Here is a 14,803-nt window from a genome sequence, read left to right on the forward strand (position 1 = left end):
CGGAACACCTCTTGCGCGACCGTTCTGTGTATCATTCATTTTTACTGTTGTGCTCGCCGCCCTGCGTGACCGGTTCCTTGCACGGAAGGCGGGCGGTGCCCGCCTGGCGGGCAGGCACGACATCATTGAACTGGCTGGTGCGCTTGGCCTTGCCAAACCTGCGTTTGAACCGCTCCGTCGACGCGCCCAAGGCCACAACTGGCAATCATGATCGTTAGCTCAAGAACCGAAGAACAGAACAAGGGCGCGGCCGAGCAAGGCCGCGGCGCCGGTGCTCCGCTCAGGGCGGCCCACGCCCCGGCATCCGATGCGCCCGCCGTCCGGCCGCCGCGCCAGCCCCGCCGCCTCGGCCGCCTCGGTGCGGCCGCGTTGCGCACGGCCGGCAACGCCATCGCCCTGCTCTCGAACCGGCGCAGCCTCGCGGTGGTCAACTACCACCGTGTGCTGGCGCAACCCGATCCGCTGCTGGAATCGGAACCGGATCTGGTGGCCTTCCGCTGGCAGATGGCGCTGCTGGCCGAATGCTTCAACGTCATGCCGCTGCACGACGCCCTGCGCGCGCTCGACGCCGGCAAGCTTCCGCCGCGCACGGTGTGCATCACCTTCGACGATGGCTACCGCTCGGTACACGACCTGGCGCTGCCGATCCTGCGCGAATTCAAGCTACCGGCGACGGTGTTCGTCACGAGCGGCTATGTCGGCGCCGACGCGGGCAACATGTGGAACGACCGCATCATCCACGTGGTGCAATCGCTGCCGGCCCCGGTCCTCGACTTGAGCGACCTGGGCCTGGGATCGTATTCGCTTGCCTCGATCGAGGCCCGGCGCCTGAGCGCCGCGCGCCTGACCGAGGCCGGCAAGTACATGCCACCGGCCGCGCGCGAGGCGCTGGTGCAGCGCCTCGAACAGATGGGCGGCCTGAAGGACGATGCGCTGATGCTGACGCCTGCCATGCTGGTCACCCTCGACAGCAACAATATCGAGATCGGCGCGCACACGGTGTCGCATCCGATCCTGACCAGTCTGGACGACGAGAGCGCACGCTTCGAAATCACCGCCGGCAAGACCCAGCTCGAACACCTGATCGGCAAGCCGGTGCGCCTGTTCGCCTATCCGAATGGGAAAGTCGGCAAGGATTTCGACGCACGCCATGTCGAGATGGTGCGCCAGGCCGGCTTTACCGCCGCGTTCACGACCGCGGTGGGCGCGATCACCGGCGACCAGGACCGCTTCCAATTGCCGCGTAGCCGACCATGGGACCGGATTCCTTTCCATTTCGGCCTGCGCCTGCTGAGCTGGATGGCGCTCAGCAACCGGCAACCACGATAATCACGCTATCTGCAACAAGGACTTCAACATGCACAACCGTGCATTATTAATCGCCTTTCATTTTCCGCCGCAGGCAGCCAGCAGCGGTATCCAGCGCAGCCTGAGCTTCTCGCGCCATCTTCCCGCCAGCGGCTGGGAGCCCATGGTCCTGACGGCGCAGCCGCGCGTCTATATCAACCAGAATCCATCGCAGCTGGCCAGCATCCCGGGCGGGCTGCTGGTGCGGCGCGCGTTCGCCCTCGACGCCAAGCAACACCTGGGCTGGCGCGGCCGTTACCTGAACGCCAGCGCCCTGCCCGACCGCTGGGCCACGTGGGCACTGGGCGCCGTACCGGCCGGGCTGGCGCTGATCCGTGCCCAGCGTCCCAAGGTCATCTGGTCGACCTTCCCGATCGCCACCGCGCACCTGATCGGCCTGGCCCTGCACCGCCTGACCGGCCTGCCCTGGATCGCCGACTTCCGCGATCCGATGCTGCAGCCGGCCTATCCGACCAACAAGGCGCAGCGCCGCATCTACGGCTGGATCGAGCGGCAGACCATCCGCCGCTGCAGTAAAGCCGTGTTCACAACGCATGGCGCGATGGCCTTGTACCGGGAGCGCTTCCCGGAGCTGGCGCCGGACAAGTTCGTCGTCATCGAAAACGGCTACGACGAAGACATGTTCACTGCCGCGCCGCCGGCGCCGGCCCCCGCCACGGAGCGGCCGCTGACGCTGGTGCACAGCGGCCTGCTGTACAACACCGGGCGCGACCCCGCGCCCTTCTTCGAAGCGCTGGCGCGGCTCAAGGCCCGTGGCGCAGTCGATGCGGCGACCCTGCGCGTGGTGCTGCGTGCGCCCGGCAATACGCCGAACATCAATGCCCTGATCGACAAGCACGGCGTGGGCGATATCGTTGCCGCCGCACCCGCCGTCCCCTACGCACAGGCCCTGACCGAAATGCTGTCCGCCGACGGCCTGCTGATCTTCCAGGGCACGCCGTTCAACAATCAGGTACCGGCCAAGGTCTACGAATATTTCCGTGCGCGCAGGCCGATTTTCGGACTGGTCGATCACGCGGGAGAGACCGCGCGCGTACTCGACAAGGGCGGCTTCGGCGACCAGGCGTACATCGACGATCCCGCCGAGATCGCGGACGTGCTCGCGCGCTTCCTCGAGCGCGTACGTGCCGGCACGGCCCACGTCGCCACGCCGGAACTGGTCGCGGGTTCGTCGCGCACGCACCGGGCCCGGCAACTGGCGGCATTGTTCGACGAGGTCGCCAAGGCCTGAGCGGGTATGTCAACGCAAAAACGGCGTGCACCGAACCGGTAGCACGCCGTTTTTTTCAGGGCGCCGCGGCGCCCGCGTGTCAGCGCTTCTGGAAATCGATGATGCGCTGGTCGACGATGTTGCCGTTGCGGATGCAGATGGCGGGACGCAGCACCGGATCGTCCTCGGTACGGCCCTCGATGATGATGTCGAGGTACTTCACCATCTCTTCGCCCAGGCAATCGGTCACCGAATAGCCGATCAGGGCCGGCGTATGGTCCACCGCATAGTGCAGCACGCCGTCCACCATGTACACCGGATCTTCGATCGTGGTCGGGCGGCTGGTCTCGATGGCGCCAGCGCGGTCGCAGCTGATGTCGACGATCATGGCCGGATTCTTGAGCTTCGGCAGGTCCTCGCGGTAGATGATGTGGTCCTTGCGGTAGACGTCCCACAGCAGGCCGTTGACGATCACGTCGTATTGGCCGAGCTCCTGGCGCAGCAGCAGTTCGGTCTTGCGCTCGTAGACGTTGATGTGCGCGCCCATGCACGAGAGCACCCGGTGCGCGCCGCGGGCAACGTTGCCGCGGCCGATCAGGGCCACCTTGCATTCGTAGACCAGCTTGCCGTACAGGGTGAAGGCGTGCATGATCGCCGCTTCGCCGGCCAGCTCGTTGCTGCGCCAGAATACGTGACGGCCGCCCTCGAACATGTCTTCCCAGGCGATCGCCGTGATTCCCTTCTCGACGATCTTGTCGGTGATCGAACGGTTCTGCACCGCGTGCACCCAGCCGAACACGGTCTGGCCGTTCTGGAGCTCGGACAGGTAAGTGGCGTCGCCGATCTTCGGATCGACGATCACGTCCTGTGCCAGCGCTTCCTCGCGCGAGACGACCTTGGCGCCGGCGGCGATGTATTCCTCGTCCTGGTGGCCGAAGGCGGCGCCGTAGCCGGTCTCGAAGTACAACTGGCCGCGATTGCGGATGCGGGCGATGTGCTTGGGCAGCATCGCGCGGCGCTTTTCGTTTTCCTTGGTACTGATCATCAGTCCAACAGTTTTCATGCCGTCACCCTCTTTTCGGTTTCCAGTTTGGTCAAGTCGGTCTTGCCGGAGTCTTGCGCATACTGTTCGCGCGGTCCGGCATCGATGAATACGGGCGCCTCGCGCAGCGTGCGCACCAGCAGCAGCAAGGGCCGGAACAGCCAGTCGCGGCGTCGGCGCAGGTTCGGCATCAGGCGCGAACCGAGCAGCAGCAGCCGGTTCGGCAGGCTCAGGTACTTGAGCGCGGCGCGCACTCCGCCTGCATCGCCATAGGCATAGCGCTCCTCGGCGCGGTCGTTCGCCAGGCTGACGTCGGCGTCGAGTGGCGGGTGGTCGGGCGGCAGGTTGCGCGAGCCCTTGAAATCGTAGAACTCCGGATAGAAGCGGCGCAGGCATTCCTTCTGAAAGAAATACTTGTACTTCTCGGCCGGATGGTATTGCAGGGTGGCCAGGGCAAACTCGAGGTCGCAATACGGGAACACGACGACGTGGCCCGGCGGATGCATCATCGTGATCCACGGACTGATGCAGCGCCGCGTACGCGCCTGCAGGAAGGCCATTTCGGCCAGGTTCATGGTCGGTGCGAACTGGTCGAGGAAGCCGCGGTAGCGCGCGCGCAGCGTGTCCACGGTCGGGAACAGCGAGGACAGCTGATCCAGTGCGAAGGGACGCGTGGTGCGTTTCAGCACCAGCTCGTAGTCCTTTTCCGGTGTCTCGTGCAGGCCGTCGATCTCGTAACCCGAGTTGCCGAAGGTATCGCCGGCCAGGCCGTCGAAGATGAGCGAAGGCGGCCGCCTGGCCAGCCAGCGCATGAAGGGCATGGCCCAGCCGTGCATGAAGGTTTCGGTGCCGATCAGTGCCTGGCGTCGCGCCGCATCCGCTTCCAGTTCGGCTGGCGGCACCGCGCGCACCAATTCGCACTCGACACCGAAGGCGGCTGCGATCTTCGGCGCGAAAAAGGAGTCGATGTCGTAGTCGCGCCCCTTCTTGCGGTGGAAGGTCTGGCAGGTGACGGCCTTGAACGGGATCTTCTTTCGGAAGAAGGTGCCGAAGAAGCGGCGCGAATCGAAGCCGCTCGAGAACGGCAGCGTCACTTCGCCCACGTCCAGGCGCAGGCAGCGGTCCATGGCCGCCAGGTAGGCGTCTTCGACATGCTGGAAGGCCGCGTCGTCGATCTTGTCCTCGCCCGGCGGCAGCTTGGCGAAGTCGAACCAGCGCTCCGTGTCGGCGTGGCCGCCGCGCCGGATCGTCATCTGGGTACCGGACGGGAAGCGTCCGATGTCGCGGAAGAAGCTGCGGTCGGCCATCGGGTAGCCGCTTTGCATCATACTGATCCAGGACAGCAGGTCCGGCTGGTCGCCCGCGCAATGGAGCAGCACCGGATGCGAGGCGAACAGCCAGGCGCCGCCTTGCTGGCGGTAATACAAGGGGCCGAAACCGAAGGCGTCGCTTTTCACGACGGCCTGGCCCAGCTGCGCATCGAAGCGCACATAGCTGAACGCGCCGTTGTTCAGCGCCTGCGGCGCCGCGATGCGCGCCAGGGCGGCATCGTTCGAATACGAGTGCACGCCGAGTTCAGCCTCGTAGCCGCGAAACACCAGCTGGGCGCCGCCGATCTCGTGCACCAGGGCGCGGCCGCTGGCCGGCGCGCGCGAACTGACGGCCCAGAATTCGGGGGCGCTGGAGACGGCCAGGCTGGCCGGCTGGCCCTTGAATTCGGGTGCGCTGTCCGGAAACACGCAGGCCAGGAAAAACTCCACATCGGCGAACTGGCGCGCCATCAGGTCCAGATCGATCTTCATTTGATCTCGCTAGGTGCGCCAACGAGCGGTGGCGTCTTCCGTTTGATTTTGTTGAGGAAAAAGGTTTCGGCCCCTTCCGGGCGGCCAGCCAGGCGCCACAGCCCAAGCACGACGGCGCAGTACACGAGCGCGCCGGTGGCGACTTTCAAGGTCAGCATCAGCCAGTTCGGCGCCGTCACCTCGGCTTCGAGCAGCAGCAGCGCCACCACCATCGCCAGGCAACCGAGCACGGGACGCCCGGTGCCGCGCGCCAGCATGCGCACCGACAGGCCAGGGATATTGCGCATCAGTAGCGTGTATGAAATCCCGAAGGTCGCGACGATCGTCGCCATGCGCAGCTGGGCGACCCGTTCCGGATTCAGGTGCGCGCCCAGCATCAGGATGCCCAGGCTGAACAGGCCGATCTGGATCCAGCTGGTCAGGGCCAGCAGGCGGATCTTGCCGATCACGGTCAGCACGTAATTTGCGCTGCTGTTGACCGACTGGATAATGTTCGACAGGGCCAGCACCTGGATGAAGGGCACGATGAAGGCCCACTTGGCGCCAAGCGCCACCGGTACGAACTCGTGCGCCGTGAGCACGAAACCGACGCAGGCCGGGAACGTCACCATCACCTGCACGGCCTGCGCCCTCAGCAGGAGGCGGGTCAGTTCGTGCAGGTCGTCCTTGACGCGGGCAAACGCGGGAAACAGCACACGGTTGATCGGCGCCAGCAAGTCGGTGCCGGGCACGTCCGAGATTTCGCTGGCCAGCGTATAGCCGCCGGTAACGTGGGTCACGCCCATGCCGCCGACCAGGAAGATATGCAGCTTGCGGTCGAGGAAGGAGCTGATGTTCTTGACCATCACCCATTGCGAGATCGCGAAGATCTCGCGGATGTCGGTCAAGGCAAAACGGGGGCGCATCGGATGCACCATGTAGCTGCGGATCGTGGCGGCCAGGCGCCCGCAGAGCGCGCCCAGGATCATGCCCCAATAGCTCTGCAGCGCCAGGGTCAGACCGATCGTGATGAAGAAACCGACCAGGCGCTTGAACAGCACGTATTTGGCGTCGTCGACGAAGCGCAACTCCTTCTGGAAGTTGACGATGCCGACGTTCTCGAACGAGGAGATCACCAGCGACAGCGCCATCAGCCGCACCACCGGAGCGACGCGCGCATCCTTGTAGTAGTCGGCTGCGAAGGGCGCCAGGATCATCAACACGCTCGCCACGCAGGCGACCTGCAGGATACGCATCGTCCAGGCCGTGTTGTAATACGACTGGGTGGGATTTTTTCGCTGGATCAGGGCGATATTAACGCCCAGGTCGAAGATGATGTCTGCAAAAGCGACGATGATCGAGGACATGGCAACAATGCCGAAATCGTCCGGGACCAGGATGCGGGCAAGGATGAACGTACTGGTAATGCCGATGAAGCGATCGATCCAGCGCATCGCGATCATGATGACGGCGCCGCTGGCAATGCTGTGAGTCTTCTTGTGGAACATGTTTAAAACGACCTTATGTGCGACGGGACCTCGCGGGGAGCGCCGGGCCGGGCATGCATGTCGTGCATGAGCCGCAACGCCACATTGTCCCAACACATTGCGCTTTGACTATGGGAAATGTATCCAAAGCAGAGTAGAGGAAGTGGTCAAGTGTGTCAATGATTGCAACAATCGTGCGCACCCCCTGAGCCTGCGCTTGTTGCTACCGCGGGTCATCCGCGCGCCGGATGCAGCGCGTGGGCTTCGTAGCCCGGACGCCGGGTCAGCGCGCGCAGCAGTTGCAGCACGCCGCTCATCTCGGCTTCGAACTCGATCATCGATACGTCGCCACCGTCGAGGAAGCGCGGCAGGAAGTAGCGGGTGTCGGCATCCTTCAGCTTGACCAGTCCGGGTACGCAGGTGGTGGCGGTGGCGACGCCGGCGGCGCGCATCACGGCCGCCGCGCCTGCGTCGAAGGCCCCGCTCGGATAGCAGTAATGCGTCGGGTGCGGCAAGCCGGCAGCCTCGATCACGGCGCGGCACTGTTCGATATTGGCACGGTTGCGCACGGCCTGGCCCGGCACGTATTCGTGCAGGTGGCCATGCAGCTCGATGCTGCATCCGGCAGCGGAGGCCGCGCGCAGTTCGTCGGCCGTCATGTAGCTGAAGCGGCGCGAGGCTAGGTCGAGCTGCGCGGGCGCGACCCCGAGCGCGCTGCCCAGCCGTTCGAGGCAGGACGCCAGCTCGGCGCGCGGCTGGCGCGCCAGCCAGGCCTCGGCAAGACCGCACAGGCGCCGGCGCTCGGCTGCGTCGCCCAAGTCGCAGGGACCGTCGACGGTCGGATCGATGTTGCGCACCACGACCTGGCCGCTGCCGGCCTTCCACAGCAGGTAGCGCAGGCTGACGGCGCTGATCGGCGCGCCGGCCAGGTAGGCTTCGGTATGCAGGTAGAGGGCCGGACGGTAGCCGTACTCGGCCAGCAGCGGCAGAAGGTCGTGCCAGGATGAATACCAGCCGTCGTCGAGCGTCACCGCGACCGGGATCCCGCCCGCGGGGGTGGCATCAGGGTCGACCACCTGGTCGAGCGTGGCCGGCACGAAGCCCTTGGCCTGCAGCCAGTCGAGGCGCTGGCGCAATTGCGCCGGAGTGCAGAACAGCTTCGGGTTGTACAGGCGCTCGTCGCCCAGGTTGCCCCCGTGGTAACACAGGATCCGCGGATGCTTGCGCGTCACGACCCGCATCAGCGCAAACACACCCACCGACCTGGCTGCGCGCAGGACCATCTGTTTGATGCTCATTTCATTTCCTATTTTGTACGTCGGACCGGCGCGACCAGGCCAGCTGGTCGCGCTTGGCCCACACCAGGGTCCAGGACGCGGGTTGGTACTGGCCGGCCGCGTGCAGCGCGCGCCGCTTTTCCGAGGTCGCCGTGGCGTTCTTGACCGCCTGCTCGTCGTGCGACACGAACAGCGCGCGCGCGCCGCCCGCTTCGGGCACCTTGCGCAAGTAGCCCAGGTGCGGACTAATGAACTCGACGGCGGGATCGTAGAACCAGCTGCCGGCGATCATGCCCAGCACTTCCGGATGCAGCGCGTATAGATCGGCGCAACAGCGGTAGCACTCGTTGCGGCCTTCCTCATTGAATTCGTCCTGGTACAACTTGTGGACGTGAATCTCGAAATAGGGCTTGAAGCCGCCGGCGCGCGCGATCAGCCAGGCACGTCTCGGCAGCTCCGACGCGCCGCCCTTGAACAGCAGCGAGCGCCCGATTCCGGAACGCGGATCGATCACGCTCGAGGCTCCCGCATACAGCCGCAGTGTTGCCAGGCCGAATTCCTTCAGGAACACGTCGCCGTCGAGGAGGCAATACGGCAGGAAGCCTTCGCCATGTTCGGCGATACGGGCGAACTGGCGCAACTGGTGAGCACGCACCCGCGCCGGCAGGCGCGCCAGCAGCGGCGCCTCGAGCGCATCGCGCACGGCGCTCAGCAGGCAGGCCAGCAGGAAGGCCGCTGCGCCGTCCTGGCCGCACTGCGCCAGCACGTCCGCGTAGAGCGCGCGCGCCGGCTGCGGAACAGCCTTGAAACCCCCATACGGCGGCGGATCGCTCCACTGCGCCAGAAAAGCGCGCACCCGCGCCGGCGCGTCGGGCAGGTAGCGTCCGCACAGCGCAAGCGCGTGCCCAAGCTGGTCTGACAAACGGAAATCGAAACTGGATGTGTGTTGCGCTAGCATGGTCGTCAATCCTGGGGGCCGCATCCGCTCCGTTCCGCGAGGCGCGCCGCACGACGTGTGAAACGCCTGGATACGCCTGGAAGCCGCCGCAGGTCGAGCATGGTACTTCGTTTATTTTCGTGCAACAATTAATTTAACGCAAATTAAAGAAATTTATCGCACGATTGAACATGCCCTGGCCTACCAGCGTCCCGGCTCAGACCAGCACTTCCGGCACTTCCGGATGGCTGAGAAAACCTTGCGGGCTGGCCGAGCGGCCATAGGCGCCCGACTGGAACACCACCACCAGATCGCCGACCTGCGCTTGCGGCAGCTCCATGCGCTCGGCCAGCAGGTCGAGCGGCGTGCACAGCGGGCCGACGACGGAGGCCGTTTCGCGCTCGAGAGAGGCGCTCATCCGGTTGCCGATTGCGACTGGATAGTTCTTGCGGATCACCTGGCCGAAATTGCCGGAAGCGGCCAGGTGGTGGTGCAGGCCGCCGTCGGTGACAAGAAAGACCTGGCCGCGCGAAACCTTGCGGTCGATCACGCGCGCCACGTAGACCCCGGCCTCGCCCACCAGGTAGCGCCCCAGTTCGATCGACACCTGGGCGACCGGTAGATCTGCCTGCACGCCCGGCAGCGCGGCGGCCAGCGCTTCCCCGATCGGCGCCAGGTCGAGCGCGGCCTCGCCCGGGAAATACGGGATGCCGAAGCCGCCGCCGATGTTCAGGATGCGCACCGGGTCGCGCGTCTGCCCGGCCAATTCACGGGCCAAGGTAAAAGTCTGGGCCTGGGCCTCGACGATCGCCTCGGCCTTTAAACTTTGCGAACCGCTGAAGATGTGAAAGCCGAGCACGGTGAGGCCGAGCTGCGCGCACAGGCCGAGCAGGCGCGGCGCGTCTTCGGCGTCGATGCCGAACTGCTTGGCGCCGCCGCCCATGCGCATGCCCGAGCCTTTCAGTTCATAGTCCGGATTGATGCGCAGGACCAGCAGGGGTTTGACACCGAGCTGCTCGCCGATGCGGGCCAGCAGGCGCAGCTCGCGTTCGGATTCGGCGTGGACGACGGCACCGGCCGCCACCGCGCGGGTCAGCTCGGCCTCGGATTTACCGGGACCGGCAAAGCTGATGCGGCTTGGGGCCATCCCGGTATCGAGCGCCACCTTCAGCTCGCCGCCGGAAGCGACATCGATGCCGTCGACCAGCCCCGCCATGTGTTGCACCAGGGCCGGCATCGGGTTCGCCTTCATCGAAAAATGCAGTTCGACCGCTGGCGGCAGGTGCGCGCGCACGTGCGCGACGCGCTCGCTCAGCAGGCGCCGGTCGTAGGCATAGAAGGGCGTGCTGCCGACGCGCTGCGCCAGGCGCGTGAGCGGGATGCCGCCCACCAGCAGGCAGTCGTCCTCGACCGGGAACAGGGTCTGGGCGGCGTGGACCGGTTTTGCATTCATACGGCGCTCTCAAACAGGGTGATAAACGATTGCTGCAGCAGCTTGCGGTCGATCTTGCCGTTCGGGTTGCGCGGGAAGGCTTCATGGCGCAGGGCGATGTGGCCCGGCACCATCCAGGCCGGCAGGTGGCGCTGGCAGTGCTTGAGCAGGGCTCCCGTAGCGAGATCCTCCTCTTTCGGCAGCGCCAGCAGCACGATCGCCTGGCCCAGCTGCGGATGCGGCACGCCGAAGGCGACCGCCTCCGTTACCATCCCGCTGGCGTACACGACTTCCTCGACTTCCAGCGGGCTGACGCGGTAGCCGGAGACCTTGATCATGTCGTCGTTGCGGCCGATGAAGTACAAGTAGCCTTCTTCGTCCATGCGCACCGTGTCGCCCGACCAGACAGCCATCTCGACCAGCGGCAGCGCCGGATCCTGGCCCGGCGCCGGCTTGAAGCGCTCGGCGGTCTTGATCGGATCGTTCCAGTAACCGAGCGCGACGAGCGCGCCGCGGTGCACGAGTTCTCCCGGTTCGTTGGGCGCGCAGGGCGTGCCGTCGGGACGCACGACCAGCACCTGCGCGTTCGGGATCGCGCGGCCCATCGACTCCGGCCGGCGATCGAGTTCGCTCGGGGGCAGATAGGTCGAGCGGAACGCCTCGGTCAGGCCGTACATCAGGAACAGCTCGGCGTGCGGAAGCGCCGCGCGCAGGCTGGCCACCGTCGCCGTGGGCAGCGCGCCGCCGGAATTGGTGAGATAGCGCAGCGAGCAATCGGCCGGCCAGGCCAGCTGCGCCAATTGAAACCACAGCGGCGGCACCGCGGCCAGGCCGGTGATGCGTTCTTCCACCACGGCTTTCAGGATGTCTTTCGCGAACAGGTGGTTGATCAGGACCGCCGTCGCGCCTTTTAAAAATGCGCAGGTCAGCTGGCTCAGGCCGTAGTCGAAACTGAGCGGCAGCACGGATAAAATGCGGTCCTGCGGCGTGATGGCCAGATAGCTGCTGACGCTGTGGGCGCCGGCCACCATGTTCCGGTGCGAGAGCACCACGCCTTTCGGCTTGCCGGTGCTGCCCGAGGTGTACAGGATCGCGGCCATGTCGGCATCGATCGGGCGGCGCGCGGCCAGCACGCCTGCCGCAGGCGCCACTTGCGCCTCGGCCCAGGCGCGCACCTCCAGCCCGTCGGCGGGCTGCGCGGCGCCGGTGACGAACACCGTGCGCAGGTCCGGGCAGCCGGCCAGCACCTCGCGCAGCTGCAGCAGCCGTTCGGGCGAGGTGACCAGTATCCGCACGTTGCAGTCGGCCAGGATGTGCGCCACCTGTTCCGGTTTCAGTTGCGGATTGACCGGCACGAACACGGCGCCGGCCAGCGCCGCGCCGAACATCGCGGCCACGTTCTCCATTCTCTTTTCCAGGAACACGGCGACCCGTTCGCGCGGGTTGGCGCCGGCGCCGATCAGCGCGCCGGCCGCGCTTTCGACGGCCGCGGCCAGGGCTGCGTAGTCGAGGCGCACGGCGCCATATACCAGCGCCTCCGCCTGCGGACTGCGGCGCGCGGAAGCGAAAAGGAAATCGTGGATCAGCTCAGTCATGGTCGGAGTCGCTACGGGATCGATGCAGGAGCGCGGCCTGGCCGCACAGCCCGCAATCTTAACAGCTTGGCGCCGCTTTGCCCTGCCGATTCGGCGCGCTTGCGCGGCAATGAGGGATGTCTCGTGGCAAATTTTTCAACACCCGGTTTATACTGGCCGGATGCTTGCGCACCCTACTCCCGGCCGGCCCCTGATTCCGCTGGCGCCGATCCTGTCGGCGTCCTCGTTCCGGCGCGCGCACAACGCTCCCGTACGTACCGTGCTCGACGCAGGCGAAGTCCGCCTGGTGACGAGCGGCCGGGTCGCGATCGCGCTCGCCTTGCGCGAACTCGGCGTCCAGGCAGGAGAACGCGTACTGGTGCCCGCCTACCACAGCGCCTCGATGGTGCCGCCCGTGCTGTGGCGCGGCGCCGAACCCGTGTTCTACCGGGTGTGCGCCGACGCCGCGGTCGACCTCGAGGACCTGGCGGAGAAAATGACGCCCGGCGTGCGCGCCGTGATGGTCACCCATTATTTCGGCTTCCCGCAAGACCTGGCGCCGGTTCGCGCCCTGTGCGACGCGCGCGGGGTCGCCCTGATCGAGGATTGCGCCCATTGTTTCATCGGCGAGCGCGATGGCCGCCCGGTCGGCGCATGGGGAGATTACGCGATCGCCAGCAGCATGAAATTCCTGCCGATTTACGAAGGCGGCGCGCTGGTCTCGGCACGGCACTCCTTGAACAAGGTCGTGCTGCGCTCGGCCGGCGCCGGTTTTGAATTGAAAGTGGCCCTGAATTCGCTCGAGCGCGGTTTCGCCTACGGCCGCCTGCCGGCCGTGCGCGCCGCCTTGCGCTTGCCGCTGCGCGCAAAGAGCGCGGTGTGGGGCTTACTAAAAAAACGCCGGGGCGGCGGCGCGGCGCCAATGCTGGCACCCGATTCCTCCGACAGCAGTTTCAATTTCGACCCCAACTGGCTGGATAAACGCTCGTCCCTGTTCGCGCGCGCCATGCTGAAACTGGCCGCGCCGGGCCGCATCGCTGCGCTGCGCCGCCGCCATTACGCGCGCCTGGAAGCGGCTGTGCGCGATCTGCCCGGGGTGCGCCCGCTGCATCCACGCCTGCCTGACGGTGCCTGCCCCTGGGTCTTCCCGCTGCTGGCCGACGACCCGGACGCCCTGTTCGCGCGCTTGAAAACGCGCGGCGTGCCGCTGACCCGCTTCGGCACGCCGCCCTGGCCCGGCGTCGACGCAAGCACCTGCGCCAACAGCGCGCGGCTGGCCACGCACGTGCTGGCCCTGCCCTGCCACCAGGAGCTGACGGAAGTGGAAATGAGCTGGCTTGCGGCCAGCTTGCGCGAGGCGGTGACGGCATGAGCTGGACCTTGCGCCCCGCACGCGAATTCGCGCGCCACGCCGAGGACTGGTCGCGGCTGCACGCCGCGCTGGCCCCGCAGCAGGCCTCGTCCCTGCTGGCCGCGGCTTTTGTTGCGCCCCTGGTCGCGTCCTTCGGGCGCGGCGACGAATTGCTGGCCTGCCTGCGCGAGGAAGGCAGGATCCGCGCGATGGCGATCGTGCACCCGAGCCGGCGCGGCGCCTGGAGCACCTTTCAGCCGGCGCAGGCGCCAGTCGGGCTGTGGCTGCAGGAAGAAGGCCTGGACACGGCCACCGCCGCGCGCAGCCTGCTCGGCACCTTGCCCGGCTTTCCGCTGCTGCTGGCGCTGACGCAGATGGATCCGCACCTGTCGCCGCGTCCGCAGGATGGCCCCTTGACCCGCACCCTTGACTACATCGATACGGCGCGCGTGACGCTCGACGGTTCCTTCGACGATTACTGGAACGCGCGCGGCAAAAACCTGCGCGGCAATTTAAAAAAGCAGCGTGCACGCCTGGAACGCGAAGGCGTCACGACGCGCATGGTTGTCGACCGCGCTCCAGCCGCCATGGCGCAGGCGGTCAGCGACTACGGCCGCCTGGAAACGGCGGGCTGGAAGGGCAGCGAAGGGACGGCCGTGAGCAGCGAGAACGCCCAGGGCCGCTACTACCGCGCCATGCTCGAAGGGATGGCGGCAAACGGCGCCGCGAGCGTCTACCGCTATTATTTCGGCGAGCAGCTGGTGGCGATGGACCTGTGCGTCGAGGACGGCGACAGCATCGTGGTGCTCAAAACGGCCTACGACGAAAGCGTGCCCTCGAACCTGTCGCCCACCCTCTTGATGCGCGAGGAAGCCACCCGCAAGCTGTTCGAGGCGGGGCGCTTTACGCGCCTGGAATTCTACGGCCGCGTGATGGAGTGGCATACACGCTGGACGGAAGAGGTACGCACTATGTACCATGTCAATTATTACCGCTGGCCGGGACTGGCCCGCCTGCATGGGCTGCTGGAAGCCCGCTCCCAGGCGCGTTCCAGGACGAGCTCACCTGCGGCCCACACTACGACGACAAGCCTATGAAGTACCTTGAAGAAGTCAAAACCCTCCTGATCGACGTGCTGAACCTGGGTCCGGCCGGACAATCGCTGGACGCCGATTCGCCGCTGCTGGGCAGCCTGCCCGAGCTCGACTCGATGGCGGTGGTGAGCCTGATCGGCGCCCTGGAAGAGCATTTCGGGATCATGGTCGACGACGACGATATCAGCGCCAGCACCTTCGCCACCCTCGGCAGCCTGGCTGCCTTCGTGGCTGAGCGCGCGGAATAAAC

Annotated in this window: 12 protein-coding genes; 5 read left to right on the forward strand and 7 right to left on the reverse strand. The window is 66.4% G+C overall.

Features of this window, described 5'->3' with window-relative positions; genetic code table 11:
• The first annotated feature begins 207 nt into the window (after positions 1–207).
• Positions 208–1,329: a polysaccharide deacetylase family protein gene (locus tag C2862_RS18455; RefSeq protein ID WP_136221591.1), complete on the forward strand. Its 1,122-nt coding sequence runs from the start codon at positions 208–210 to the stop codon at positions 1,327–1,329.
• Positions 1,330–1,357: 28 nt separating this feature from the next.
• Positions 1,358–2,599: a glycosyltransferase gene (locus tag C2862_RS18460; protein ID WP_136221592.1), complete on the forward strand. Its 1,242-nt coding sequence runs from the start codon at positions 1,358–1,360 to the stop codon at positions 2,597–2,599.
• Between the two features lie 79 nt (positions 2,600–2,678).
• On the opposite strand, the gene C2862_RS18465 is transcribed toward C2862_RS18460, so the two are convergent.
• From C2862_RS18465 to C2862_RS18495, 7 genes are all read right to left on the reverse strand, one after another.
• Positions 2,679–3,641, reverse strand: coding sequence for a N(5)-(carboxyethyl)ornithine synthase (locus tag C2862_RS18465; RefSeq protein WP_136221593.1), 963 nt, complete (start codon positions 3,639–3,641; stop codon positions 2,679–2,681).
• Positions 3,638–5,422 carry a hypothetical protein gene (locus C2862_RS18470; protein ID WP_136221594.1) on the reverse strand — a complete coding sequence of 595 codons (1,785 nt, stop codon included), beginning with the start codon at positions 5,420–5,422 and terminating at the stop codon, positions 3,638–3,640. Before C2862_RS18470 ends, C2862_RS18465 begins: the two co-directional genes overlap by 4 nt.
• The gene (locus tag C2862_RS18475) at positions 5,419–6,909 is read right to left on the reverse strand and encodes a lipopolysaccharide biosynthesis protein (protein WP_136221595.1); all 1,491 of its coding nucleotides are present in this window, start codon (positions 6,907–6,909) and stop codon (positions 5,419–5,421) included. The genes C2862_RS18470 and C2862_RS18475 overlap by 4 nt, the downstream gene beginning before the upstream one ends.
• A gap of 212 nt (positions 6,910–7,121) precedes the next feature.
• Positions 7,122–8,186, reverse strand: a complete 1,065-nt coding sequence (locus tag C2862_RS18480) for a polysaccharide deacetylase family protein (RefSeq protein ID WP_136221596.1) — start codon at positions 8,184–8,186, stop codon at positions 7,122–7,124.
• Position 8,187: 1 nt separating this feature from the next.
• Entirely contained in the window at positions 8,188–9,123 is a 936-nt protein-coding gene (locus C2862_RS18485) for a hypothetical protein (RefSeq protein WP_136221597.1), read from the reverse strand.
• Positions 9,124–9,319: 196 nt separating this feature from the next.
• Positions 9,320–10,555, reverse strand: coding sequence for a pyridoxal-dependent decarboxylase, exosortase A system-associated (locus tag C2862_RS18490; protein ID WP_136221598.1), 1,236 nt, complete (start codon positions 10,553–10,555; stop codon positions 9,320–9,322).
• Entirely contained in the window at positions 10,552–12,129 is a 1,578-nt protein-coding gene (locus C2862_RS18495; protein ID WP_136221599.1) for an acyl-CoA ligase (AMP-forming), exosortase A system-associated, read from the reverse strand. The genes C2862_RS18490 and C2862_RS18495 overlap by 4 nt, the downstream gene beginning before the upstream one ends.
• Positions 12,130–12,289: 160 nt before the next feature.
• On the opposite strand from C2862_RS18495, the gene C2862_RS18500 reads away from it, so the two are divergent.
• From C2862_RS18500 to C2862_RS18510, 3 genes are read left to right on the forward strand one after another with little or no spacing between them, the layout of a single operon-like run.
• Positions 12,290–13,480 (forward strand): DegT/DnrJ/EryC1/StrS family aminotransferase, encoded by a 1,191-nt coding sequence (locus C2862_RS18500; protein ID WP_136221600.1) that lies wholly within the window; start codon positions 12,290–12,292, stop codon positions 13,478–13,480.
• Entirely contained in the window at positions 13,477–14,556 is a 1,080-nt protein-coding gene (locus C2862_RS18505) for a GNAT family N-acetyltransferase (RefSeq protein WP_136221601.1), read from the forward strand. Before C2862_RS18500 ends, C2862_RS18505 begins: the two co-directional genes overlap by 4 nt.
• Complete coding sequence (locus C2862_RS18510) at positions 14,553–14,801, forward strand: acyl carrier protein (RefSeq protein ID WP_136221602.1); 249 nt, start codon at positions 14,553–14,555, stop codon at positions 14,799–14,801. Before C2862_RS18505 ends, C2862_RS18510 begins: the two co-directional genes overlap by 4 nt.
• Positions 14,802–14,803: the final 2 nt, after the last annotated feature.

The sequence above is a fragment of the Massilia sp. Mn16-1_5 genome (assembly GCF_004798585.1).
GTDB lineage: Bacteria > Pseudomonadota > Gammaproteobacteria > Burkholderiales > Burkholderiaceae_D > Telluria.

Coding starts and splice junctions, on each gene's coding strand:
- C2862_RS18460 (WP_136221592.1), top strand. CDS start 1,358: ATGCACAACCGTGCATTATTAATCGCCTTTCATTTTCCGCCGCAGGCA.
- C2862_RS18455 (WP_136221591.1), top strand. CDS start 208: ATGATCGTTAGCTCAAGAACCGAAGAACAGAACAAGGGCGCGGCCGAG.
- C2862_RS18510 (WP_136221602.1), top strand. CDS start 14,553: ATGAAGTACCTTGAAGAAGTCAAAACCCTCCTGATCGACGTGCTGAAC.
- C2862_RS18500 (WP_136221600.1), top strand. CDS start 12,290: ATGCTTGCGCACCCTACTCCCGGCCGGCCCCTGATTCCGCTGGCGCCG.
- C2862_RS18480 (WP_136221596.1), bottom strand. CDS start 8,186: ATGAGCATCAAACAGATGGTCCTGCGCGCAGCCAGGTCGGTGGGTGTG.
- C2862_RS18490 (WP_136221598.1), bottom strand. CDS start 10,555: ATGAATGCAAAACCGGTCCACGCCGCCCAGACCCTGTTCCCGGTCGAG.
- C2862_RS18485 (WP_136221597.1), bottom strand. CDS start 9,123: ATGCTAGCGCAACACACATCCAGTTTCGATTTCCGTTTGTCAGACCAG.
- C2862_RS18470 (WP_136221594.1), bottom strand. CDS start 5,422: ATGAAGATCGATCTGGACCTGATGGCGCGCCAGTTCGCCGATGTGGAG.
- C2862_RS18505 (WP_136221601.1), top strand. CDS start 13,477: ATGAGCTGGACCTTGCGCCCCGCACGCGAATTCGCGCGCCACGCCGAG.
- C2862_RS18465 (WP_136221593.1), bottom strand. CDS start 3,641: ATGAAAACTGTTGGACTGATGATCAGTACCAAGGAAAACGAAAAGCGC.
- C2862_RS18495 (WP_136221599.1), bottom strand. CDS start 12,129: ATGACTGAGCTGATCCACGATTTCCTTTTCGCTTCCGCGCGCCGCAGT.
- C2862_RS18475 (WP_136221595.1), bottom strand. CDS start 6,909: ATGTTCCACAAGAAGACTCACAGCATTGCCAGCGGCGCCGTCATCATG.